Annotated in this window: 22 protein-coding genes; 18 read left to right on the plus strand and 4 right to left on the minus strand. The window is 33.7% G+C overall.

Going from position 1 to position 23,766, the window contains the following annotated elements; genetic code table 11:
• Nucleotides 1-61 precede the first annotated feature (61 nt).
• Entirely contained in the window at nucleotides 62-538 is a 477-nt protein-coding gene (locus tag ACO1DI_RS00185) for an Imm26 family immunity protein (protein WP_423144920.1), read from the minus strand.
• A 237-nt stretch (nucleotides 539-775) separates the two neighbouring features.
• On the opposite strand from ACO1DI_RS00185, the gene ACO1DI_RS00190 reads away from it, so the two are divergent.
• The 7 genes from ACO1DI_RS00190 (at nucleotide 776) to ACO1DI_RS00220 (ending at nucleotide 8,208) form a co-directional block, all read left to right on the plus strand.
• On the plus strand, nucleotides 776-1,198 hold the full coding sequence (locus tag ACO1DI_RS00190; RefSeq protein WP_423144921.1) for a helix-turn-helix domain-containing protein: 423 nt from the start codon (nucleotides 776-778) through the stop codon (nucleotides 1,196-1,198).
• Between the two features lie 1,364 nt (nucleotides 1,199-2,562).
• Complete coding sequence (locus tag ACO1DI_RS00195; protein ID WP_423144922.1) at nucleotides 2,563-3,261, plus strand: DUF6944 family repetitive protein; 699 nt, start codon at nucleotides 2,563-2,565, stop codon at nucleotides 3,259-3,261.
• A 1,088-nt stretch (nucleotides 3,262-4,349) separates the two neighbouring features.
• Nucleotides 4,350-4,862, plus strand: coding sequence for an HTH domain-containing protein (locus ACO1DI_RS00200; RefSeq protein WP_053001459.1), 513 nt, complete (start codon nucleotides 4,350-4,352; stop codon nucleotides 4,860-4,862).
• Between the two features lie 235 nt (nucleotides 4,863-5,097).
• Nucleotides 5,098-5,676, plus strand: a complete 579-nt coding sequence (locus ACO1DI_RS00205) for a MarR family transcriptional regulator (protein WP_047749693.1) — start codon at nucleotides 5,098-5,100, stop codon at nucleotides 5,674-5,676.
• A 767-nt stretch (nucleotides 5,677-6,443) separates the two neighbouring features.
• A complete protein-coding gene (locus tag ACO1DI_RS00210; protein ID WP_310877311.1) occupies nucleotides 6,444-6,959 on the plus strand; it encodes a DUF3967 domain-containing protein in 516 nt (171 codons plus the stop codon).
• 414 nt (nucleotides 6,960-7,373) lie between these two features.
• Entirely contained in the window at nucleotides 7,374-7,556 is a 183-nt protein-coding gene (locus ACO1DI_RS00215; RefSeq protein WP_345936502.1) for a hypothetical protein, read from the plus strand.
• A 163-nt stretch (nucleotides 7,557-7,719) separates the two neighbouring features.
• Nucleotides 7,720-8,208: a hypothetical protein gene (locus ACO1DI_RS00220; protein ID WP_310877313.1), complete on the plus strand. Its 489-nt coding sequence runs from the start codon at nucleotides 7,720-7,722 to the stop codon at nucleotides 8,206-8,208.
• A gap of 175 nt (nucleotides 8,209-8,383) precedes the next feature.
• On the opposite strand, the gene ACO1DI_RS00225 is transcribed toward ACO1DI_RS00220, so the two are convergent.
• Nucleotides 8,384-8,848 (minus strand): CBO0543 family protein, encoded by a 465-nt coding sequence (locus tag ACO1DI_RS00225; protein WP_047749690.1) that lies wholly within the window; start codon nucleotides 8,846-8,848, stop codon nucleotides 8,384-8,386.
• 487 nt (nucleotides 8,849-9,335) lie between these two features.
• Between ACO1DI_RS00225 and mobV (ACO1DI_RS00230) the strand changes: the two genes are divergently transcribed.
• Nucleotides 9,336-10,754 (plus strand): MobV family relaxase, encoded by a 1,419-nt coding sequence (mobV, locus tag ACO1DI_RS00230; protein ID WP_310877314.1) that lies wholly within the window; start codon nucleotides 9,336-9,338, stop codon nucleotides 10,752-10,754.
• A gap of 859 nt (nucleotides 10,755-11,613) precedes the next feature.
• On the plus strand, nucleotides 11,614-11,847 hold the full coding sequence (locus ACO1DI_RS00235) for a Spo0E family sporulation regulatory protein-aspartic acid phosphatase (RefSeq protein ID WP_423144923.1): 234 nt from the start codon (nucleotides 11,614-11,616) through the stop codon (nucleotides 11,845-11,847).
• A 612-nt stretch (nucleotides 11,848-12,459) separates the two neighbouring features.
• Here the strand turns inward: ACO1DI_RS00235 and ACO1DI_RS00240 are convergent.
• Nucleotides 12,460-12,936, minus strand: a complete 477-nt coding sequence (locus ACO1DI_RS00240) for an Imm26 family immunity protein (protein WP_423144920.1) — start codon at nucleotides 12,934-12,936, stop codon at nucleotides 12,460-12,462.
• Between the two features lie 237 nt (nucleotides 12,937-13,173).
• On the opposite strand from ACO1DI_RS00240, the gene ACO1DI_RS00245 reads away from it, so the two are divergent.
• From ACO1DI_RS00245 to ACO1DI_RS00275, 7 genes are all read left to right on the plus strand, one after another.
• Complete coding sequence (locus ACO1DI_RS00245; protein WP_423144921.1) at nucleotides 13,174-13,596, plus strand: helix-turn-helix domain-containing protein; 423 nt, start codon at nucleotides 13,174-13,176, stop codon at nucleotides 13,594-13,596.
• 1,364 nt (nucleotides 13,597-14,960) lie between these two features.
• Nucleotides 14,961-15,659 (plus strand): DUF6944 family repetitive protein, encoded by a 699-nt coding sequence (locus ACO1DI_RS00250; protein ID WP_423144922.1) that lies wholly within the window; start codon nucleotides 14,961-14,963, stop codon nucleotides 15,657-15,659.
• A gap of 1,088 nt (nucleotides 15,660-16,747) precedes the next feature.
• Nucleotides 16,748-17,260 carry an HTH domain-containing protein gene (locus ACO1DI_RS00255; RefSeq protein ID WP_053001459.1) on the plus strand — a complete coding sequence of 171 codons (513 nt, stop codon included), beginning with the start codon at nucleotides 16,748-16,750 and terminating at the stop codon, nucleotides 17,258-17,260.
• Between the two features lie 235 nt (nucleotides 17,261-17,495).
• On the plus strand, nucleotides 17,496-18,074 hold the full coding sequence (locus ACO1DI_RS00260) for a MarR family transcriptional regulator (RefSeq protein ID WP_047749693.1): 579 nt from the start codon (nucleotides 17,496-17,498) through the stop codon (nucleotides 18,072-18,074).
• Nucleotides 18,075-18,841: 767 nt separating this feature from the next.
• On the plus strand, nucleotides 18,842-19,357 hold the full coding sequence (locus ACO1DI_RS00265) for a DUF3967 domain-containing protein (protein WP_310877311.1): 516 nt from the start codon (nucleotides 18,842-18,844) through the stop codon (nucleotides 19,355-19,357).
• 414 nt (nucleotides 19,358-19,771) lie between these two features.
• Entirely contained in the window at nucleotides 19,772-19,954 is a 183-nt protein-coding gene (locus ACO1DI_RS00270) for a hypothetical protein (protein WP_345936502.1), read from the plus strand.
• Between the two features lie 163 nt (nucleotides 19,955-20,117).
• Nucleotides 20,118-20,606 (plus strand): hypothetical protein, encoded by a 489-nt coding sequence (locus ACO1DI_RS00275; protein ID WP_310877313.1) that lies wholly within the window; start codon nucleotides 20,118-20,120, stop codon nucleotides 20,604-20,606.
• A gap of 175 nt (nucleotides 20,607-20,781) precedes the next feature.
• Here the strand turns inward: ACO1DI_RS00275 and ACO1DI_RS00280 are convergent, their stop codons facing one another.
• Nucleotides 20,782-21,246, minus strand: a complete 465-nt coding sequence (locus tag ACO1DI_RS00280) for a CBO0543 family protein (protein ID WP_047749690.1) — start codon at nucleotides 21,244-21,246, stop codon at nucleotides 20,782-20,784.
• A 484-nt stretch (nucleotides 21,247-21,730) separates the two neighbouring features.
• On the opposite strand from ACO1DI_RS00280, the gene mobV (ACO1DI_RS00285) reads away from it, so the two are divergent.
• A complete protein-coding gene (gene mobV / locus ACO1DI_RS00285; RefSeq protein WP_423144924.1) occupies nucleotides 21,731-22,942 on the plus strand; it encodes a MobV family relaxase in 1,212 nt (403 codons plus the stop codon).
• Nucleotides 22,943-23,181: 239 nt separating this feature from the next.
• Entirely contained in the window at nucleotides 23,182-23,376 is a 195-nt protein-coding gene (locus ACO1DI_RS00290) for an aspartyl-phosphate phosphatase Spo0E family protein (RefSeq protein ID WP_228307902.1), read from the plus strand.
• Nucleotides 23,377-23,766 lie beyond the last annotated feature (390 nt).

The raw sequence follows: 23,766 nt of genomic DNA on the forward strand, positions 1-23,766 counted from the left end.
TTTTGTGATGTCTTCCGGAAAGAGACTTTATGTAAACTAGCAATGTATATGGTATTCATGTTTATTTCTTAACAAACATATCTTCAGCACTAAATTTGATGACACCGTAGCCCCATGTAGAAAGAGTATTATACTTTTGATGTTCTTCCTTTGTTATAGGTCGAATTTCTTTGTATCCTTTTTGCAGCATACAATTATCTTCAAACATCTCCTGTGACCTAAAATAAGCTACCTCTAAATTGTCTAATTCTAGATCCCTATGACCAAAAATCATACCATCTATCGCTGTTTCTTGGATCATCTTTATATGTCCGTCACCTTGCTTAATTATGCTACTTCCTCTTAAATCTTCACTTGTAGGTGGCTCATTCCCTATCCAATCCATAAGGCCAGCAATAAAAGCCTTATTGTATTCAGAACTAACCTCTAATACCCTACCGCAAGCAAATGTTCCGTTACTTAAAGGGATTGGCCAAAATTGGCCAGGTATAAGATATCTGTTTGACTTTGGCTGGAATGGATATGAAAGCTTCTTCACTATTTATATGTCCTCCTCGAATGAAACTCAATACTCTTTATCATTGAGTTTAGCAGATAACTTTAATCATTTCTTCCGAGAATCTGGATTATGTAAAGTTGTTGTGTATATTAAACGATTTTGGAAGCTATTTCTATCATTTTCGTTCTGTTAACCAATGGTTTACACGATGTTACTAAGCGTTTGTGGTGGTTTTACCATAAATGTTATAAAGTGGTACATAAGAGGTGAGGGCATATGGAATTGGGAGAACAGTTGCAAAGACTGAGGGAAGAAAAAAACCTTTCTAGGGAAGAATTGGCCCAAGAAATGAATGTATCTAGACAATCTGTATATAAGTGGGAGAATAATAAAGGGTATCCCGATATTGAAAATCTTATTAAGCTAAGTGATTTATATAATGTGACGTTAGATGAACTAATTAAAGGTGATCGTTCTTTTCAGAAAAAAATAGTAATCGATCAAAAAAAGAATAAAATTGAGGATTTATCAGATCCTGGTTTTGTGATTGGAATTATCCTTGTATTTGTAGGATTATTTTTAGATTTAGGAGCGTTTTCAGCTGGTGTTACAATATTAGGATTCTTAACGATGTTTTTTTATGATGATTTAAAGAAAACGTTTTGGACTATAAAAAAGGATTTTAAAGAAGAAGGGTAAGTACAATAGGCTTTAAGAGAACTTAAAGCCTATTTTTGTGCCTATAATACGTTATATGTTAACTAAAAATGTATGAAGTATACACTTTGAAAACAGAAAAAAACCTATCTCTTTCCAATCCAAAGAGGTAGGTTTTTTCTGCTCTATTACAAGGGTATTGGCTGATGCCTCACGGCGTCTTGAGTAGTTTTCTCTTCATAAAAAAATTCATTCACAAAAAGTAGTGTCTGTGAATGAATTTTTTTACATAGAGATCTTTTTATCTTTTATGATCAAAAATTGTACGATTAGCAAAGTGAGCTTAACTAATCATACGATTTGTATTATTTATATTTGATGAACGGATTATTTTTCTTTTTACAAAGTACATTATAAAAAAGAAAAATGAAAATATGATGAAAATACAATGAGTTATATAAATTTAAAAAATAAAAAAATCAAACATGTGTCAACTAGAATTTGAATTATAAGAAAGAAAAAAACTCCCCATGTGGTAGGGAGTTTTTTTCTAAGTATCGAGATATTGCGTTGAAAATGATACTTCAGGTATCTTCAACAGTTTGTTCAAAATTCGTAAAAGGTATACGAACTTTAAATAGTAAATCTGTATTTATTAAAGGGTATGAAATGCTTCAATGTATACTATCGGAGCTAATATAAAAAATGTTCAAGGTCTAAACTAGTAGTCAAATTAGAATATCTCATAGATACAAAAAAGGGTATAAGAACAATTGTATTTTTCTTATCTGTAGCACAACATTTAAGAGAACAAAACTTACTTGTAGCTCGTATTGGTTTATATTCTTTTCTACAAATTTTACATTTTTTAATTGAATGTTTGATATATGCTTTTCCTTTACACTTCTGAGAACAATATTTTGCATTTTTATTATAGCTTTTAAATTCAGAATCGCAAATCTGACAAAAAAACTGACCCAAATTACTAATCACTCCTACTAAATATTACTGATTTCAGCTGTTCGACTATACGAGATGAATTTTAAAGCTTGTTGCTAATGAAGTCCATTATGATAACTAGGTTTGTATGTGATATCCAGTCTAAAGATAGAAAAAACCCCTGGTGCCTGTTCAGGAGTTTTTTCATGGATTATGCTAGGCGAGATGATGATATGAATCATCTTGGATAGTGTTCTCGAAAAGTGAAGTTTTATTCGTATAGGCAAGTTACCTATATGATTACTAAAGAATACACTAATATAGGCTTATACTTTGCTCTTAGTATTAAGTTTATTGCCCTAGAATCCTTATATTTTGTTTTTCTTAAAAGTACCCTTTGTATTTTAGATTCTAATGGGTACTTTTTATCATCAGAAAGTATGTCTTTAACGACAGGATAGATCATTATGGATAATCAGTTAAAAGAAATCTTTGGTGCTTGGTTAGCAGCTATTGGAACCGTTACAGCTGCTGTAGGCAGTACTCCCTTCCGTTCATTAGGAAGCAGTTTCAGAAAAGATTTAAATTTGATTGGGAATGAACTACAGGCTGTAGGGAATGCTCTAGAGGCTGATGGACAAGGAGAAGAGAACCTTGAGAGGCTTGGAAATGAACTTCAATCTGTTGGGAATGTGACCGTAATTTCTGGGCTTGTTGTGGATTTTAAAGATACAACACAACAGAAACTGATTATTAGTGGAAATTGGATTCAAGCTTTAGGTGGAGCTACTGCTTTGGGAGATGAATTTCAAGATACGTCAAATATAAATGAAATCTACAATATCATTGGAAATTTGCTTCAAGTCATTGGGAATTCACTTCAAGCTTTAAGTGGCGTAAATGAATTGAAGTCCAGTTATATAGATAACAAAGAATCATCTGAAAAAGAAGAAGATAATACTATATGGTCATTAGATGTTGTTGGGAGTTGGATTCAGGCAATTGGATCTGTTATTTCATTAATTGGACAGATTCAAGAGGAAAGTGAAGAACAAAGCAATGAAGACGAAGAAACTGATTCTACAGAGAGTGATAAAAAACAAGACAATGCCTCACAAGATGATAGGAGGAGATATGAGGATGTCATACCAAATAAATATTTTTAATATGGATATTAACTATTGCAGTAAAGATGGAAACATTAATGTAAATGGTACAATAAATATAAATAATTACTTAAAGGATAAAGACAATAATATAAATTCTTCAGCAGCCAATAATCAAAAGCAGTAAATTTTTATTTCTTAAATGTTTAAAGTAACTGTTAGAATCAAAATTCTTAACAGTTACTTCTAGTGCAAATTATGTTTTTATTGATGACTTTAATCATCATGAGTAGTTTGTTTAAACTAATGAATTTTATGCTTTAAGTAGCTCATAAAAAAAGAAAGATGTCAGGGAGGACATCTTTCTTTTTTATAAGGTTGCAGTGGAAGACGCCCTTTAGTAGGCATCATGAATAGTTTGCTCAAAGTATTTTTTGATATTCAGGTTGTTTATTTTTATGTTTCTTTATAGTTTTGAGTTTTTTTACTTCTTTATTCCTCAATACGTGCGGGGTTATAGCCGTAAACATTAGCAAGATCAGTGTAAATAGAAAATATTAAAACGCTAATCCAAATTGCTCCGCCAATCAAAAAGAACAGATATTTAAATAGATTTTTCATGTTTTTTATTCCTTTCAAAAAAGAAAAAATCACTTATTTCTCAAAGTGATTTTTTCTTTTATAAATGTGCATTCATCTATGCTAAGGGTTACATCTTTTCTAGTTTGCGCTCAATATATTTTTTAATTCATATAAAGCAGAAATAACACATGAACTCATAAATTCATGTGTTATTTGCTATCTTAGTTTATAAAGGTATTGAGACCTTTTTCAAGTTGGTATATGAGTGGGACAAGAAGCAAAGTGTTTATTGTTATATTTGGGAAAAACCAGCACCCTTAGACCTTAATTTTAGTACGTTTATCTCAAAAAACAGCAAAACAAAAGTAAACTAACAGTGAAATAGCAGCTAGTGTTAGCTATCTGAATGAAAGTGAAAGTACTAGCTTTTAAAAAGCTAGTACCACTGCTAGTAAAGTGTTCCGGAAGAATGTTTTATGTTAACAAGTAAGAGAAGTTATAGCAGGAAATATCATCTTGCATTTGAATACTAGTACTATACTTTTAAAATGGAAGTGGAGGACAGTATGATGCTAGTAAAAAAGATGTTAAATGGAATTATGATGAAAGAAATCACCATTAAAGAATTAGCTGATCAGTATGATGTAAGTACTCGCACCATTCAATTAAGAATTAAGAAACTAGGATATGAATGGGACAGTAAGCAAAGTGTTTATCGTTATGTTGGGGAAGAACCCGAACCTTTAGAAGTTGATTTTAATACCCTTATTTCTAAAAACAGTAAAGCACTAGTAGAACAAAAGCAAGCTAACAGTGAAGTAGCAGCTAGTACTAGCTATCTGAATGAAAGTGAAAGTACTAGCAGTAATCTTTCAAAAGCTAGTACGACTACTAGCAAAGTAGATGCAATTGATATCTTGCTACAAAATCCAAAAGACCGATCTAAAAGAGTATATCGAGGGTTTTATTTTGATGATGATGTGCTAAGTATTATTGATCGAGCTCCTAAGAGTTATAAATCTGAATTGGTGAATGAAGCTTTGAGAAAAGTATTTAAAGAAAAAGGGTTATTAGACTAGAAAACTCATCTACATTTTAGGTGAGTTTTCTTGCTTATTTTACAAATAGGGTTTGCAAAAATGTAGGATTTGGTAGAAAATTAGACATAAGAAAAAGCCCTCAAGTTTTCGACGACTCCGAGGACTTTCTCTAAAAAATATTAAGAAGGGATTAACCTTCAACTACATAACTTTATAAATGTATTCTAACACAATTAGGTTAGTTCCTTCCACTACTAAATGGAGGAATTTAAAAATGCAAAAAGCATTGCAAGAAGCCGAAAAAAAAGCTAGATTACGAGAAATTGAAAACGGTAAAGTTCTAAGTGAAGAAGAATTAAACTATGCAAATGAACTTCAAGCCAAAGCTAATTCAAAGGGAATGAAGTTGGTTCCGGAAAGAAAAATTAAGAATAAAGTGAGGTTTGTACAGTTGATTCAAGAAAATATTTTATATTTAAGGGATATAAAATACTTAACTACTGCAGAGAAAAACTTTTTAATGGATTTAGTTCCTAATGTTGAATTTTCTTCTAACTGTATAGTTAATGATTCTAGACAAGTTAATTCACTTCCCGTTACTCAAAGTGATCTTGCAGAAATATTAGGAAAAAAGAAACAAAATGTAAATCCGATTATAAAAGGGTTGATTGATAAAGGTATTTTAGCAAGATCAGAAAGCGGAATAGAAGATAATAATGTCAGGGCATATGCTTTATTCATTAATCCTCACATTATGTTTTCTGGAGATAAAGACAATATAAATGGAACACTAAAAGCTATGTTTAGAAAAACACCTAAAGAATTAAAAAATCTACCTATTAGATTATTTTAAGAACCTGTAAAAAGGTTCTTTTTTTTGTATTTTCGTAGTAATGATTTTTCATTACCAAAGTAATGATTTTTCATTACTACGGAATTAGACTAAAATCCTTTAGTATCAAGTGTTAAAGCCATATTTAAAAAGTCTTCTCTTCTCACTCTATATTAAATAGCAATTCGCTGGTAGAATTGCAAGGGTCTTTTTATATTTTTTTCGTTAGAAAAAACAAATCAGAATGGCTATTTTCCATACAAGGTTCGAGTAGTATTTTTTAAGAAAAACGCTTAAAAAATCTCCACTCTTTTCTCCTTGTATTTCAAATTTCGGCAGGGTTGGTTATATCGCCAAGCCGAACATACCCAAAACGAAGTTTAAGATGATCGGCTTGTGACGGCCATTATACCTGCCGAACCGCCAGAGCAGACGTCCACAGTTGGTGATTTTACTAAAAATAGATTACACAAACGGGGACTAGTCCCCGAACCCCTAGCCAGCACGCCACCCCAAAACGAACGGGGGTTGCACGGGTAAAGTTATAACTCAAAATTAGATTAAATAGCATGCACGGGGGGCGTGCATCTCTTTTTAATCTAAATATGATTTAATAAAATAGTACAGCTTATAAATGTTGATATATCAGTACTTGCACGGGGTTGAACGCCCCCCGTGCAAGCAGAAAAATGATGTGCATGGGGGGCGTTCTTTGTTATTCTTTAAAGGACATTTTAAATGAAAAGTATAACTATTTATATAACTATGCGTGCACGGGAGGGAACGGCATGTCAGATGCAAAGCTTGGCCAAGAGCCAGCTTATTGGACTAGTGAAGTTGCAAAGAAGCTAGAAGTATCAGATAGCACTTTAAGAAAGTGGTGTATTCAATTAGAGGCCACAGGTTATAAGTTTGTTAAAGGAGAGAATGATAGTCGGGCTTTCACTAAACATGACTTAAACGCTTTACAACTATTTAAACAAATAGTAAAAGTTCAAAGAAAAACCAAAGAAGTAGCATCTTTAGAAGTTGTTGAGCGCTATGGTGCACGGCAAAGAATGCCCCCCATGCAACCTGCACAGATGGCCGTTCAAGCTCATGAATTCAAAGATAAAATTGATGGTATGGCTCAAAGTATTGAAGAAATAAAAAAGCAATTACAAGAACAGATGGAATTCAATAAAAAGTTAGTAGAACGTATGGATCAGCAAAGCATGAGTCATATACGTGAAATTCAGGAGACGAGAAAGCAACTTGCTGCTGCTCAAGAAAAAAAGAAGTGGTGGGAGTTTTGGAAAGCCTAATTTACTGCAGGTCTTATAAACAATATAAGTTCTGACATATGTACAGTATGTACTATGCTTTTCATAAGATATAAGAGAAGATTCATTGAAAAATGGCACCTTAAAGGTGTCTTCTTTTATGTAGTATAACATGTCGTATATGGTATATTCTTTTGATGCTTATTACAGTGGTGATTGTGAGCTTTCTTTAGACATAAAGGTTAATTACATGGGATTTTCAAGACACTTTCCTATAGATACATTCGATTACGTTAGTAATCATGTAGCTATAGAGAAGTTTTTTCTCTTATTCTCCTGTTTTCATTTATTTTTGTGCGCGGCCGCACAGATTGAGATTTAAAAGATATTATCATGAATATGCGAATATACATGTAGCATACATACAATGAAGGCCGCCTTATAGGATGATATATAATGGGTAGCTTTTACTGTGACTATGACTTGAAGGAGGAAACCTTTATTAACAAAAATAGAAGTTTTCTACTGGTAGCCGTCGTCATAAACATTGCTATATGGATCTTTGTTCAAGAACAAATGACAAATGCTAAGGTTGAACCAGCTATTCTATCCGTTGATCAACCGACCACATGTAAATAAATGATAGATATTTAAAAAGCAAAAGGCTACGCCTCTTGCTTTTTATTCTTTAGGCGGCCAAGCTGTTGCAACTTGTCTTTTAGTAAATCCATATTGATATTTGATATTTTTGTTATTTCAAGGAGACATTATAAATGATTTATTCAACAGGAGGTCTCTTAGAATGACAAAACATCCAAGAATTTGGTTATGGTGTATTATGCTTGTACCTTGGCTCAGCGTGCCTTTTCTAGGCAAAAAATCAATTAAACGTTTTTGGGCAGCTAGTCTATTTATAACGTTAACAATTCGAGTAGAAAGTTACATTGCTGAAAAAAGAAAGTGGTGGTGGTTCTATGAGCGATTGTTTCCAAAAGCTCGAGGTGAAACACCACTTTTGTGGGGCCAATATTTAATTGGATCCATATGGATTTTAAAATATACGTACGGTCATTTCTTCAAATATCTAGTTGTTAATTTCTTCACGGATTTGTTCTTTATCTTTCCTTTTTCAGATTTTCTGAAAAAGTTAGGGGTCTTTTCTTATGTGAGATTAAGCAGACCTCGAGTGATGATTATATTTTTTGTAAAATCGTTACTTTTATACGGTTTTCAATTTGTAAAAGAAAACTTTACGTTTGCTAATGGTATTAGATTTAAAAGTAAAAATTAAGTATGCTGATATGTCGGGGAATCAGGCTCTAAATACAGTTATATCAACGATCCTGAGAGATGACATATCAGAGCGTGACACATAAAAATGGTGACGACATATCATGGGACATAAAACAATGAATAGAAATTACTGAAGGCCGCCTTATAGGATGATATATAATGGGCGGCCTTTGTTACGAATATGTAGGTTTTTTAGGAAGAAATTGAACAATCGTTCTGATGATGACCATTAAGGCAAACGTACTGATAAATGTATACAACCATGTCCACGTATAATAGTGAATTAAATCTGTATAGTGTTCCAAGATGATTTCTACCAATGTAAAAAAAGCGTTATAAAAAATAGCTTGAATCACCCAAATTTTATACGTGGAATCGTAAGTGTGTTGGCAAAAATATACACAAATAATAGGAAACAGGAGATATTCATATAAAATACTGGATTCAAAGTAATTAGCTAACAATCTTATCGGATATTCAAGCATTCCTTTTTCGACCACAATAACGCCAATGAAAGTTGAACAGTAAGAAGTCAGTAAAAAAGTAAAAAGCCAATAGTGAATAGGTGGTTTTCTGAAAATAAAACCAAACAAAATAAAGCCTAAAAAAAGTAAAAACCACAAAATTATTGTATCCATATATCATATAAACCCCTATCTATAAGTTACCCATCAGTATTTTCTAAAATAGAGTGTTTATACATCTAGCATAAAGGTCTGTCAACGATAAATCGCAAGACCGTGAGGTCGAGAATTTAAGGAGTTGATAGATTCACAAGACCCAAACCCTCTTGGAACTCAAACAAACGCGTTTGTTTGACGCCAACCGGCGAGGGAGCCCCCTCAAAAAGTGAGGGGGTTGGGGGAGTTTTTTAGATGGGGTTAAGGGGAAGAGTTCCCCTTACAGGTGGTGGACGGCGTCCACGGTCTTGATGAAAAAGGGCATCCGTTGAGGATGTCTTTTTTTATTTTGGCGAAGCCAAACACAGGGAGGAATCCGACCGCCACCTCGTAGAGCGCGCTCCCAATTTGATCGAAGATGAAAAATTGGTGTAGTACGTTACACCAAATCTCAAATTGTGGTATGCTAGACCCAAGTACAGTGGTCGAAATGGGGGATGGAGGGATGGCCAAATATGGGATTATCCGCATGCAAAAGTTCCACAAAGACGCAATATTGGGGATCCAGAAACACAACCAACGAGAAGGCGAGAACAGTAAAAATAAAGACATCGATTCAACCAGAACGATGCTCAACTATGACTTTGTGAACGAGGACAAAATTAAGTACCATGAAGAAATTAAGAAGATGACGGCCACCCGTGTGAAACGAAAAATTCGGAATGATGCAGTCCTGGTGGCAGAATTCTTTGTATCGGCTAGTCCGGAGTATATGCATGCGATGTCGCAAGACGAGCAGCGCAAATATTTTGAAGCATCACTGGATCATATAGCCGGTAAGTATGGCCAGCAGAATATTTTATATGCCGTCGTACATAACGATGAAACCACGCCACACATGCACGTGGGTTTTGTTCCGATTACGGATGATCGGCGCTTGGCGGCGAAAGAGTACTTCCATGGGAAAACAAAGATTCGTAGAATTCAGGATGATTTTCACAACTACATGAACAAACGTGGCTATGACATTGAGCGTGGTGAGCCGAGTGAGCTTCAGCATAAAAGTGTGCATGAGTTTAAAAAACAAGAACGTGAGAAAGAGCTCAAGGATCTGCAGCAACTAGTTGCTCACAAGGAAAAAGAGCTTCAACAGATGGATAATTTAGTGGAGTTGAAAGCAGCACCACCCGTTGAGATACGCAGTGAAAGACGCATTGAAGAGTTATGTAGCCAACCTGTTGAACTAGAGGCGGCCAAGACAGTCATGGGTTCCAAAGTGAAAGTGGAGGAAACAGATTTTCATGAGCTGATGAGTCTCACAAAAGAGCTTCAACAAACGTTGGCGGCCGAGCATGAGCGCACGCATGCGTTGAGCCATGAGCTTGATCGCTATGAAAAAGAGAACAAGACACTGAAGAATGATTTGGATGAGACAAGGCAAGAATTAGAGGTATATGTGGCGGATCAAGACGGCCAAGTGGAAAAGGCGAAGAAACAAATGCGCCAGAAGCTTGTGCGTGATTTCTCAGCTGAACAAAAGGAAAAGGTCAAAGATGAGGTTAAGAGAGAACTAGATACGCAATACGAGGCTCATATAAGCTCTCTAAGCGATAATTTGACAATTGAGAAGCAGAAACATGAGAAAACGAAAAAAGAGCTTGTACAGACAAATGAATTGAATGAGAGCTTAACGAAGATGAATCTTGGTTATATAAAGGATTATGTGCCAAAAGAAGACCTTGATTATGCAAATAGGCAGATTCATGAATTAAAAGAAGAGAATAAAACATTGAAAGCCTGGAAAGAAAAAGCTTTAAATTGGATTGATAAGAATGTAGAGAAGATGAAGCAGATTTCATTTTTTCAATATGTTCGTGGGATTGGAAAGCAATCAAAGCGCCAAGATCATGACTTAGAAAGATAAATAGATTTAGCTAAGAGCAGCAAGCATAAGAGCAATTTGAGTTAAGAGGGTTTCCTTTATATTAGAATCGGTACAGGTAGAGTGTTGTTCTATCAATAATAAAAGCTCTCTGTTGAATAATAGGAGTTCGTATTTAGTTAACATAAAAATGCTCCTTTTTTATACAAACTATTTTTAAAAGCTTTGAGTAAAAATAAATAGTTTTATATACATAAAAAAAGCTATCTTATTCTATGGGCAGTGTCTTTGCATAGAATAAGATAGCTTTTTTACAGGACTCAAACGTACAACACGTAACGAAAAAACAGTTCTAAATCAATAATATCATCTTTTTTCCATAAAGACTATATTTTCCCTTTGTTAATAAGCAATATAAATTCTCTTATATAATGATTCAAAAATAACAATCGTATTAAGGTTAAAAAAGGACCAGCTCGTTAAAGAGCTGGTCAAAGGCCTTACAAAACATACTTAAAAACATATTATAGGATGGTCAATATGTAGTGTTACTTATGAAATAATAGCATGGTTTTGCAAAGAGAAAAAGAATGAATATGTAGTTCTACTCACCTTTGAATAGGGATAGTGAATAGAATTACACACACGACATAGAGGAGAGGCGGCTCTATAAAAAAAGGGAATATACCTCTCAAGGAAATACCTATAAAAAATGCGAGTGTTAAGTGTAACATATTTTAGAAGAATGTCCATATTTTTATTATTTTTGAATTTTATATGAGGACTTTTGATACCTTGGTACCTGTATTTCATTTCGTAATTTGTTCTTTTAAATGCTAAATATAAATTTTGTGAAAAAATAATATTGATATGGAGATTAAAACCATTTAATGTTAGATAAATGAATAATTTAACATCTTATGAATGGGTGATGAGTGAGTTGACATGGTATAACGGGGTAATCATCTATGTTCTATTAATGGAGATTGAAACAACAAGAGAAAGAATGATTCAATTTGCATTTGAAGAAGGATTTACAAGTCAAAATACAGTTGAAGCAAGTCAATTTTTGGACCTGTTATTAAATGAATTGTATCGAATACAACTAAATATTAGATTATACTTAACTGCTTAATTATAAGGAAAGCGAGTTCTACCAGTTTGTTTTTAATTGTGTAAGCGTTATACATATTATGAAAAACAAACGCTTTTCTATTTTTAAAGGTACCATCGGTCATTAGAAATGTATTTACTGACTTTGTAATAATAAAAAGAGCAACCCTATCTCAAATGGCATTGGATAAGGTTGCTCTTTTTTGTTTAGGAATTTTACTTTGCAAAAGCAAAAGAAAAGGTTAGATTAGGTCGTTAGCTACCCTAGTGTAACATAATAAAATAAAAGTTGTCATACAAATTTCAAAATAAAAGAAGCAACCTCATCTTTGTCATAGGAGAGTGAGGTTGCCTTCAAATACATTGAAATCTGAAGTAATGACTGCAACTATAACATATGTTGGATATTAATGCTAATTTATAGAAATTAAGCATATGAATAAAAGGTGCGCTTTTTATACATTCGGCTTTTATTCACCTCAAGATAAAACGCTGATGTATCAAGGATGTATAAAAAGCTGCATAAAGTATATTGACGTCCTAGATTGAACCCTTACTCCCAGAAGGGTTCCTTTTTGTGATGTCTTCCGGAAAGAGACTTTATGTAAACTAGCAATGTATATGGTATTCATGTTTATTTCTTAACAAACATATCTTCAGCACTAAATTTGATGACACCGTAGCCCCATGTAGAAAGAGTATTATACTTTTGATGTTCTTCCTTTGTTATAGGTCGAATTTCTTTGTATCCTTTTTGCAGCATACAATTATCTTCAAACATCTCCTGTGACCTAAAATAAGCTACCTCTAAATTGTCTAATTCTAGATCCCTATGACCAAAAATCATACCATCTATCGCTGTTTCTTGGATCATCTTTATATGTCCGTCACCTTGCTTAATTATGCTACTTCCTCTTAAATCTTCACTTGTAGGTGGCTCATTCCCTATCCAATCCATAAGGCCAGCAATAAAAGCCTTATTGTATTCAGAACTAACCTCTAATACCCTACCGCAAGCAAATGTTCCGTTACTTAAAGGGATTGGCCAAAATTGGCCAGGTATAAGATATCTGTTTGACTTTGGCTGGAATGGATATGAAAGCTTCTTCACTATTTATATGTCCTCCTCGAATGAAACTCAATACTCTTTATCATTGAGTTTAGCAGATAACTTTAATCATTTCTTCCGAGAATCTGGATTATGTAAAGTTGTTGTGTATATTAAACGATTTTGGAAGCTATTTCTATCATTTTCGTTCTGTTAACCAATGGTTTACACGATGTTACTAAGCGTTTGTGGTGGTTTTACCATAAATGTTATAAAGTGGTACATAAGAGGTGAGGGCATATGGAATTGGGAGAACAGTTGCAAAGACTGAGGGAAGAAAAAAACCTTTCTAGGGAAGAATTGGCCCAAGAAATGAATGTATCTAGACAATCTGTATATAAGTGGGAGAATAATAAAGGGTATCCCGATATTGAAAATCTTATTAAGCTAAGTGATTTATATAATGTGACGTTAGATGAACTAATTAAAGGTGATCGTTCTTTTCAGAAAAAAATAGTAATCGATCAAAAAAAGAATAAAATTGAGGATTTATCAGATCCTGGTTTTGTGATTGGAATTATCCTTGTATTTGTAGGATTATTTTTAGATTTAGGAGCGTTTTCAGCTGGTGTTACAATATTAGGATTCTTAACGATGTTTTTTTATGATGATTTAAAGAAAACGTTTTGGACTATAAAAAAGGATTTTAAAGAAGAAGGGTAAGTACAATAGGCTTTAAGAGAACTTAAAGCCTATTTTTGTGCCTATAATACGTTATATGTTAACTAAAAATGTATGAAGTATACACTTTGAAAACAGAAAAAAACCTATCTCTTTCCAATCCAAAGAGGTAGGTTTTTTCTGCTCTATTACAAGGGTATTGGCTGATGCCTCACGGCGTCTTGAGTAGTTTTCTCTTCATAAAAAAATTCATTCACAAAAAGTAGTGTCTGTGAATGAATTTTTTTACATAGAGATCTTTTTATCTTTTATGATCAAAAATTGTACGATTAGCAAAGTGAGCTTAACTAATCATACGATTTGTATTATTTATATTTGATGAACGGATTATTTTTCTTTTTACAAAGTACATTATAAAAAAGAAAAATGAAAATATGATGAAAATACAATGAGTTATATAAATTTAAAAAATAAAAAAATCAAACATGTGTCAACTAGAATTTGAATTATAAGAAAGAAAAAAACTCCCCATGTGGTAGGGAGTTTTTTTCTAAGTATCGAGATATTGCGTTGAAAATGATACTTCAGGTATCTTCAACAGTTTGTTCAAAATTCGTAAAAGGTATACGAACTTTAAATAGTAAATCTGTATTTATTAAAGGGTATGAAATGCTTCAATGTATACTATCGGAGCTAATATAAAAAATGTTCAAGGTCTAAACTAGTAGTCAAATTAGAATATCTCATAGATACAAAAAAGGGTATAAGAACAATTGTATTTTTCTTATCTGTAGCACAACATTTAAGAGAACAAAACTTACTTGTAGCTCGTATTGGTTTATATTCTTTTCTACAAATTTTACATTTTTTAATTGAATGTTTGATATATGCTTTTCCTTTACACTTCTGAGAACAATATTTTGCATTTTTATTATAGCTTTTAAATTCAGAATCGCAAATCTGACAAAAAAACTGACCCAAATTACTAATCACTCCTACTAAATATTACTGATTTCAGCTGTTCGACTATACGAGATGAATTTTAAAGCTTGTTGCTAATGAAGTCCATTATGATAACTAGGTTTGTATGTGATATCCAGTCTAAAGATAGAAAAAACCCCTGGTGCCTGTTCAGGAGTTTTTTCATGGATTATGCTAGGCGAGATGATGATATGAATCATCTTGGATAGTGTTCTCGAAAAGTGAAGTTTTATTCGTATAGGCAAGTTACCTATATGATTACTAAAGAATACACTAATATAGGCTTATACTTTGCTCTTAGTATTAAGTTTATTGCCCTAGAATCCTTATATTTTGTTTTTCTTAAAAGTACCCTTTGTATTTTAGATTCTAATGGGTACTTTTTATCATCAGAAAGTATGTCTTTAACGACAGGATAGATCATTATGGATAATCAGTTAAAAGAAATCTTTGGTGCTTGGTTAGCAGCTATTGGAACCGTTACAGCTGCTGTAGGCAGTACTCCCTTCCGTTCATTAGGAAGCAGTTTCAGAAAAGATTTAAATTTGATTGGGAATGAACTACAGGCTGTAGGGAATGCTCTAGAGGCTGATGGACAAGGAGAAGAGAACCTTGAGAGGCTTGGAAATGAACTTCAATCTGTTGGGAATGTGACCGTAATTTCTGGGCTTGTTGTGGATTTTAAAGATACAACACAACAGAAACTGATTATTAGTGGAAATTGGATTCAAGCTTTAGGTGGAGCTACTGCTTTGGGAGATGAATTTCAAGATACGTCAAATATAAATGAAATCTACAATATCATTGGAAATTTGCTTCAAGTCATTGGGAATTCACTTCAAGCTTTAAGTGGCGTAAATGAATTGAAGTCCAGTTATATAGATAACAAAGAATCATCTGAAAAAGAAGAAGATAATACTATATGGTCATTAGATGTTGTTGGGAGTTGGATTCAGGCAATTGGATCTGTTATTTCATTAATTGGACAGATTCAAGAGGAAAGTGAAGAACAAAGCAATGAAGACGAAGAAACTGATTCTACAGAGAGTGATAAAAAACAAGACAATGCCTCACAAGATGATAGGAGGAGATATGAGGATGTCATACCAAATAAATATTTTTAATATGGATATTAACTATTGCAGTAAAGATGGAAACATTAATGTAAATGGTACAATAAATATAAATAATTACTTAAAGGATAAAGACAATAATATAAATTCTTCAGCAGCCAATAATCAAAAGCAGTAAATTTTTATTTCTTAAATGTTTAAAGTAACTGTTAGAATCAAAATTCTTAACAGTTACTTCTAGTGCAAATTATGTTTTTATTGATGACTTTAATCATCATGAGTAGTTTGTTTAAACTAATGAATTTTATGCTTTAAGTAGCTCATAAAAAAAGAAAGATGTCAGGGAGGACATCTTTCTTTTTTATAAGGTTGCAGTGGAAGACGCCCTTTAGTAGGCATCATGAATAGTTTGCTCAAAGTATTTTTTGATATTCAGGTTGTTTATTTTTATGTTTCTTTATAGTTTTGAGTTTTTTTACTTCTTTATTCCTCAATACGTGCGGGGTTATAGCCGTAAACATTAGCAAGATCAGTGTAAATAGAAAATATTAAAACGCTAATCCAAATTGCTCCGCCAATCAAAAAGAACAGATATTTAAATAGATTTTTCATGTTTTTTATTCCTTTCAAAAAAGAAAAAATCACTTATTTCTCAAAGTGATTTTTTCTTTTATAAATGTGCATTCATCTATGCTAAGGGTTACATCTTTTCTAGTTTGCGCTCAATATATTTTTTAATTCATATAAAGCAGAAATAACACATGAACTCATAAATTCATGTGTTATTTGCTATCTTAGTTTATAAAGGTATTGAGACCTTTTTCAAGTTGGTATATGAGTGGGACAAGAAGCAAAGTGTTTATTGTTATATTTGGGAAAAACCAGCACCCTTAGACCTTAATTTTAGTACGTTTATCTCAAAAAACAGCAAAACAAAAGTAAACTAACAGTGAAATAGCAGCTAGTGTTAGCTATCTGAATGAAAGTGAAAGTACTAGCTTTTAAAAAGCTAGTACCACTGCTAGTAAAGTGTTCCGGAAGAATGTTTTATGTTAACAAGTAAGAGAAGTTATAGCAGGAAATATCATCTTGCATTTGAATACTAGTACTATACTTTTAAAATGGAAGTGGAGGACAGTATGATGCTAGTAAAAAAGATGTTAAATGGAATTATGATGAAAGAAATCACCATTAAAGAATTAGCTGATCAGTATGATGTAAGTACTCGCACCATTCAATTAAGAATTAAGAAACTAGGATATGAATGGGACAGTAAGCAAAGTGTTTATCGTTATGTTGGGGAAGAACCCGAACCTTTAGAAGTTGATTTTAATACCCTTATTTCTAAAAACAGTAAAGCACTAGTAGAACAAAAGCAAGCTAACAGTGAAGTAGCAGCTAGTACTAGCTATCTGAATGAAAGTGAAAGTACTAGCAGTAATCTTTCAAAAGCTAGTACGACTACTAGCAAAGTAGATGCAATTGATATCTTGCTACAAAATCCAAAAGACCGATCTAAAAGAGTATATCGAGGGTTTTATTTTGATGATGATGTGCTAAGTATTATTGATCGAGCTCCTAAGAGTTATAAATCTGAATTGGTGAATGAAGCTTTGAGAAAAGTATTTAAAGAAAAAGGGTTATTAGACTAGAAAACTCATCTACATTTTAGGTGAGTTTTCTTGCTTATTTTACAAATAGGGTTTGCAAAAATGTAGGATTTGGTAGAAAATTAGACATAAGAAAAAGCCCTCAAGTTTTCGACGACTCCGAGGACTTTCTCTAAAAAATATTAAGAAGGGATTAACCTTCAACTACATAACTTTATAAATGTATTCTAACACAATTAGGTTAGTTCCTTCCACTACTAAATGGAGGAATTTAAAAATGCAAAAAGCATTGCAAGAAGCCGAAAAAAAAGCTAGATTACGAGAAATTGAAAACGGTAAAGTTCTAAGTGAAGAAGAATTAAACTATGCAAATGAACTTCAAGCCAAAGCTAATTCAAAGGGAATGAAGTTGGTTCCGGAAAGAAAAATTAAGAATAAAGTGAGGTTTGTACAGTTGATTCAAGAAAATATTTTATATTTAAGGGATATAAAATACTTAACTACTGCAGAGAAAAACTTTTTAATGGATTTAGTTCCTAATGTTGAATTTTCTTCTAACTGTATAGTTAATGATTCTAGACAAGTTAATTCACTTCCCGTTACTCAAAGTGATCTTGCAGAAATATTAGGAAAAAAGAAACAAAATGTAAATCCGATTATAAAAGGGTTGATTGATAAAGGTATTTTAGCAAGATCAGAAAGCGGAATAGAAGATAATAATGTCAGGGCATATGCTTTATTCATTAATCCTCACATTATGTTTTCTGGAGATAAAGACAATATAAATGGAACACTAAAAGCTATGTTTAGAAAAACACCTAAAGAATTAAAAAATCTACCTATTAGATTATTTTAAGAACCTGTAAAAAGGTTCTTTTTTTTGTATTTTCGTAGTAATGATTTTTCATTACCAAAGTAATGATTTTTCATTACTACGGAATTAGACTAAAATCCTTTAGTATCAAGTGTTAAAGCCATATTTAAAAAGTCTTCTCTTCTCACTCTATATTAAATAGCAATTCGCTGGTAGAATTGCAAGGGTCTTTTTATATTTTTTTCGTTAGAAAAAACAAATCAGAATGGCTATTTTCCATACAAGGTTCGAGTAGTATTTTTTAAGAAAAACGCTTAAAAAATCTCCACTCTTTTCTCCTTGTATTTCAAATTTCGGCAGGGTTGGTTATATCGCCAAGCCGAACATACCCAAAACGAAGTTTAAGATGATCGGCTTGTGACGGCCATTATACCTGCCGAACCGCCAGAGCAGACGTCCACAGTTGGTGATTTTACTAAAAATAGATTACACAAACGGGGACTAGTCCCCGAACCCCTAGCCAGCACGCCACCCCAAAACGAACGGGGGTTGCACGGGTAAAGTTATAACTCAAAATTAGATTAAATAGCATGCACGGGGGGCGTGCATCTCTTTTTAATCTAAATATGATTTAATAAAATAGTACAGCTTATAAATGTTGATATATCAGTACTTGCACGGGGTTGAACGCCCCCCGTGCAAGCAGAAAAATGATGTGCATGGGGGGCGTTCTTTGTTATTCTTTAAAGGACATTTTAAATGAAAAGTATAACTATTTATATAACTATGCGTGCACGGGAGGGAACGGCATGTCAGATGCAAAGCTTGGCCAAGAGCCAGCTTATTGGACTAGTGAAGTTGCAAAGAAGCTAGAAGTATCAGATAGCACTTTAAGAAAGTGGTGTATTCAATTAGAGGCCACAGGTTATAAGTTTGTTAAAGGAGAGAATGATAGTCGGGCTTTCACTAAACATGACTTAAACGCTTTACAACTATTTAAACAAATAGTAAAAGTTCAAAGAAAAACCAAAGAAGTAGCATCTTTAGAAGTTGTTGAGCGCTATGGTGCACGGCAAAGAATGCCCCCCATGCAACCTGCACAGATGGCCGTTCAAGCTCATGAATTCAAAGATAAAATTGATGGTATGGCTCAAAGTATTGAAGAAATAAAAAAGCAATTACAAGAACAGATGGAATTCAATAAAAAGTTAGTAGAACGTATGGATCAGCAAAGCATGAGTCATATACGTGAAATTCAGGAGACGAGAAAGCAACTTGCTGCTGCTCAAGAAAAAAAGAAGTGGTGGGAGTTTTGGAAAGCCTAATTTACTGCAGGTCTTATAAACAATATAAGTTCTGACATATGTACAGTATGTACTATGCTTTTCATAAGATATAAGAGAAGATTCATTGAAAAATGGCACCTTAAAGGTGTCTTCTTTTATGTAGTATAACATGTCGTATATGGTATATTCTTTTGATGCTTATTACAGTGGTGATTGTGAGCTTTCTTTAGACATAAAGGTTAATTACATGGGATTTTCAAGACACTTTCCTATAGATACATTCGATTACGTTAGTAATCATGTAGCTATAGAGAAGTTTTTTCTCTTATTCTCCTGTTTTCATTTATTTTTGTGCGCGGCCGCACAGATTGAGATTTAAAAGATATTATCATGAATATGCGAATATACATGTAGCATACATACAATGAAGGCCGCCTTATAGGATGATATATAATGGGTAGCTTTTACTGTGACTATGACTTGAAGGAGGAAACCTTTATTAACAAAAATAGAAGTTTTCTACTGGTAGCCGTCGTCATAAACATTGCTATATGGATCTTTGTTCAAGAACAAATGACAAATGCTAAGGTTGAACCAGCTATTCTATCCGTTGATCAACCGACCACATGTAAATAAATGATAGATATTTAAAAAGCAAAAGGCTACGCCTCTTGCTTTTTATTCTTTAGGCGGCCAAGCTGTTGCAACTTGTCTTTTAGTAAATCCATATTGATATTTGATATTTTTGTTATTTCAAGGAGACATTATAAATGATTTATTCAACAGGAGGTCTCTTAGAATGACAAAACATCCAAGAATTTGGTTATGGTGTATTATGCTTGTACCTTGGCTCAGCGTGCCTTTTCTAGGCAAAAAATCAATTAAACGTTTTTGGGCAGCTAGTCTATTTATAACGTTAACAATTCGAGTAGAAAGTTACATTGCTGAAAAAAGAAAGTGGTGGTGGTTCTATGAGCGATTGTTTCCAAAAGCTCGAGGTGAAACACCACTTTTGTGGGGCCAATATTTAATTGGATCCATATGGATTTTAAAATATACGTACGGTCATTTCTTCAAATATCTAGTTGTTAATTTCTTCACGGATTTGTTCTTTATCTTTCCTTTTTCAGATTTTCTGAAAAAGTTAGGGGTCTTTTCTTATGTGAGATTAAGCAGACCTCGAGTGATGATTATATTTTTTGTAAAATCGTTACTTTTATACGGTTTTCAATTTGTAAAAGAAAACTTTACGTTTGCTAATGGTATTAGATTTAAAAGTAAAAATTAAGTATGCTGATATGTCGGGGAATCAGGCTCTAAATACAGTTATATCAACGATCCTGAGAGATGACATATCAGAGCGTGACACATAAAAATGGTGACGACATATCATGGGACATAAAACAATGAATAGAAATTACTGAAGGCCGCCTTATAGGATGATATATAATGGGCGGCCTTTGTTACGAATATGTAGGTTTTTTAGGAAGAAATTGAACAATCGTTCTGATGATGACCATTAAGGCAAACGTACTGATAAATGTATACAACCATGTCCACGTATAATAGTGAATTAAATCTGTATAGTGTTCCAAGATGATTTCTACCAATGTAAAAAAAGCGTTATAAAAAATAGCTTGAATCACCCAAATTTTATACGTGGAATCGTAAGTGTGTTGGCAAAAATATACACAAATAATAGGAAACAGGAGATATTCATATAAAATACTGGATTCAAAGTAATTAGCTAACAATCTTATCGGATATTCAAGCATTCCTTTTTCGACCACAATAACGCCAATGAAAGTTGAACAGTAAGAAGTCAGTAAAAAAGTAAAAAGCCAATAGTGAATAGGTGGTTTTCTGAAAATAAAACCAAACAAAATAAAGCCTAAAAAAAGTAAAAACCACAAAATTATTGTATCCATATATCATATAAACCCCTATCTATAAGTTACCCATCAGTATTTTCTAAAATAGAGTGTTTATACATCTAGCATAAAGGTCTGTCAACGATAAATCGCAAGACCGTGAGGTCGAGAATTTAAGGAGTTGATAGATTCAGCAAGACCCAAACCCTCTTGGAACTCAAACAAACGCGTTTGTTTGACGCCAACCGGCGAGGGAGCCCCCTCAAAAAGTGAGGGGGTTGGGGGAGTTTTTTAGATGGGGTTAAGGGGAAGAGTTCCCCTTACAGGTGGTGGACGGCGTCCACGGTCTTGATGAAAAAGGGCATCCGTTGAGGATGTCTTTATTTTGGCGAAGCCAAACACAGGGAGGAATCCGACCGCCACCTCGTAGAGCGCGCTCCCAATTTGATCGAAGATGAAAAATTGGTGTAGTACGTTACACCAAATCTCAAATTGTGGTATGCTAGACCCAAGTACAGTGGTCGAAATGGGGGATGGAGGGATGGCCAAATATGGGATTATCCGCATGCAAAAGTTCCACAAAGACGCAATATTGGGGATCCAGAAACACAACCAACGAGAAGGCGAGAACAGTAAAAATAAAGACATCGATTCAACCAGAACAATGCTCAACTATGACTTTGTGAACGAGGACAAAATTAAGTACCATGAAGAAATTAAGAAGATGACGGCCACCCGTGTGAAACGAAAAATTCGGAATGATGCAGTCCTGGTGGCAGAATTCTTTGTATCGGCTAGTCCGGAGTATATGCATGCGATGTCGCAAGACGAGCAGCGCAAATATTTTGAAGCATCACTGGATCATATAGCCGGTAAGTATGGCCAGCAGAATATTTTATATGCCGTCGTACATAACGATGAAACCACGCCACACATGCACGTGGGTTTTGTTCCGATTACGGATGATCGGCGCTTGGCGGCGAAAGAGTACTTCCATGGGAAAACAAAGATTCGTAGAATTCAGGATGATTTTCACAACTACATGAACAAACGTGGCTATGACATTGAGCGTGGTGAGCCGAGTGAGCTTCAGCATAAAAGTGTGCATGAGTTTAAAAAACAAGAACGTGAGAAAGAGCTCAAGGATCTGCAGCAACTAGTTGCTCACAAGGAAAAAGAGCTTCAACAGATGGATAATTTAGTGGAGTTGAAAGCAGCACCACCCGTTGAGATACGCAGTGAAAGACGCATTGAAGAGTTATGTAGCCAACCTGTTGAACTAGAGGCGGCCAAGACAGTCATGGGTTCCAAAGTGAAAGTGGAGGAAACAGATTTTCATGAGCTGATGAGTCTCACAAAAGAGCTTCAACAAACGTTGGCGGCCGAGCATGAGCGCACGCATGCGTTGAGCCATGAGCTTGATCGCTATGAAAAAGAGAACAAGACACTGAAGAATGATTTGGATGAGACAAGGCAAGAATTAGAGGTATATGTGGCGGATCAAGACGGCCAAGTGGAAAAGGCGAAGAAACAAATGCGCCAGAAGCTTGTGCGTGATTTCTCAGCTGAACAAAAGGAAAAGGTCAAAGATGAGGTTAAGAGAGAACTAGATACGCAATACGAGGCTCATATAAGCTCTCTAAGCGATAATTTGACAATTGAGAAGCAGAAACATGAGAAAACGAAAAAAGAGCTTGTACAGACAAATGAATTGAATGAGAGCTTAACGAAGATGAAATCTCTGGTTATATAAAGGATTATGTGCCAAAAAGAAGAACCTTGATTATGCAAATAGGCAGATTCATGAATTAAAAGAAGAGAATAAAACATTGAAAGCCTGGAAAGGAAAAAGCTTTAAATTGGATTGATAAGAATGTAGAGAAGATGAAGCAGATTTCATTTTTTCAATATGTTCGTGGGATTGGAAAGCAATCAAAGCGCCAAGATCATGACTTAGAAAGATAAATATCTTATGAATGGGTGATGAGTGAGTTGACATGGTATAACGGGGTAATCATCTATGTTCTATTAATGGAGATTGAAACAACAAGAGAAAGAATGATTCAATTTGCATTTGAAGAAGGATTTACAAGTCAAAATACAGTTGAAGCAAGTCAATTTTTGGACCTGTTATTAAATGAATTGTATCGAATACAACTAAATATTAGATTATACTTAACTGCTTAATTATAAGGAAAGCGAGTTCTACCAGTTTGTTTTTAATTGTGTAAGCGTTATACATATTATGAAAAACAAACGCTTTTCTATTTTTAAAGGTACCATCGGTCATTAGAAATGTATTTACTGACTTTGTAATAATAAAAAGAGCAACCCTATCTCAAATGGCATTGGATAAGGTTGCTCTTTTTTGTTTAGGAATTTTACTTTGCAAAAGCAAAAGAAAAGGTTAGATTAGGTCGTTAGCTACCCTAGTGTAACATAATAAAATAAAAGTTGTCATACAAATTTCAAAATAAAAGAAGCAACCTCATCTTTGTCATAGGAGAGTGAGGTTGCCTTCAAATACATTGAAATCTGAAGTAATGACTGCAACTATAACATATGTTGGATATTAAT

The organism is Priestia sp. 40, assembly GCF_049368575.1.
Classification (GTDB): Bacteria; Bacillota; Bacilli; order Bacillales; family Bacillaceae_H; genus Priestia; species Priestia zanthoxyli.

What these genes read in the sequence shown, in the direction of transcription:
- ACO1DI_RS00190 (WP_423144921.1), top strand. Translation starts at nt 776, where the DNA reads ATGGAATTGGGAGAACAGTTGCAAAGACTGAGGGAAGAAAAAAACCTT.
- ACO1DI_RS00195 (WP_423144922.1), top strand. Translation starts at nt 2,563, where the DNA reads ATGGATAATCAGTTAAAAGAAATCTTTGGTGCTTGGTTAGCAGCTATT.
- ACO1DI_RS00200 (WP_053001459.1), top strand. Translation starts at nt 4,350, where the DNA reads ATGATGCTAGTAAAAAAGATGTTAAATGGAATTATGATGAAAGAAATC.
- ACO1DI_RS00205 (WP_047749693.1), top strand. Translation starts at nt 5,098, where the DNA reads ATGCAAAAAGCATTGCAAGAAGCCGAAAAAAAAGCTAGATTACGAGAA.
- ACO1DI_RS00210 (WP_310877311.1), top strand. Translation starts at nt 6,444, where the DNA reads ATGTCAGATGCAAAGCTTGGCCAAGAGCCAGCTTATTGGACTAGTGAA.
- ACO1DI_RS00215 (WP_345936502.1), top strand. Translation starts at nt 7,374, where the DNA reads ATGGGTAGCTTTTACTGTGACTATGACTTGAAGGAGGAAACCTTTATT.
- ACO1DI_RS00220 (WP_310877313.1), top strand. Translation starts at nt 7,720, where the DNA reads ATGACAAAACATCCAAGAATTTGGTTATGGTGTATTATGCTTGTACCT.
- ACO1DI_RS00225 (WP_047749690.1), bottom strand. Translation starts at nt 8,848, where the DNA reads ATGGATACAATAATTTTGTGGTTTTTACTTTTTTTAGGCTTTATTTTG.
- mobV (WP_310877314.1), top strand. Translation starts at nt 9,336, where the DNA reads ATGGCCAAATATGGGATTATCCGCATGCAAAAGTTCCACAAAGACGCA.
- ACO1DI_RS00235 (WP_423144923.1), top strand. Translation starts at nt 11,614, where the DNA reads ATGAATAATTTAACATCTTATGAATGGGTGATGAGTGAGTTGACATGG.
- ACO1DI_RS00245 (WP_423144921.1), top strand. Translation starts at nt 13,174, where the DNA reads ATGGAATTGGGAGAACAGTTGCAAAGACTGAGGGAAGAAAAAAACCTT.
- ACO1DI_RS00250 (WP_423144922.1), top strand. Translation starts at nt 14,961, where the DNA reads ATGGATAATCAGTTAAAAGAAATCTTTGGTGCTTGGTTAGCAGCTATT.
- ACO1DI_RS00255 (WP_053001459.1), top strand. Translation starts at nt 16,748, where the DNA reads ATGATGCTAGTAAAAAAGATGTTAAATGGAATTATGATGAAAGAAATC.
- ACO1DI_RS00260 (WP_047749693.1), top strand. Translation starts at nt 17,496, where the DNA reads ATGCAAAAAGCATTGCAAGAAGCCGAAAAAAAAGCTAGATTACGAGAA.
- ACO1DI_RS00265 (WP_310877311.1), top strand. Translation starts at nt 18,842, where the DNA reads ATGTCAGATGCAAAGCTTGGCCAAGAGCCAGCTTATTGGACTAGTGAA.
- ACO1DI_RS00270 (WP_345936502.1), top strand. Translation starts at nt 19,772, where the DNA reads ATGGGTAGCTTTTACTGTGACTATGACTTGAAGGAGGAAACCTTTATT.
- ACO1DI_RS00275 (WP_310877313.1), top strand. Translation starts at nt 20,118, where the DNA reads ATGACAAAACATCCAAGAATTTGGTTATGGTGTATTATGCTTGTACCT.
- ACO1DI_RS00280 (WP_047749690.1), bottom strand. Translation starts at nt 21,246, where the DNA reads ATGGATACAATAATTTTGTGGTTTTTACTTTTTTTAGGCTTTATTTTG.
- mobV (WP_423144924.1), top strand. Translation starts at nt 21,731, where the DNA reads ATGGCCAAATATGGGATTATCCGCATGCAAAAGTTCCACAAAGACGCA.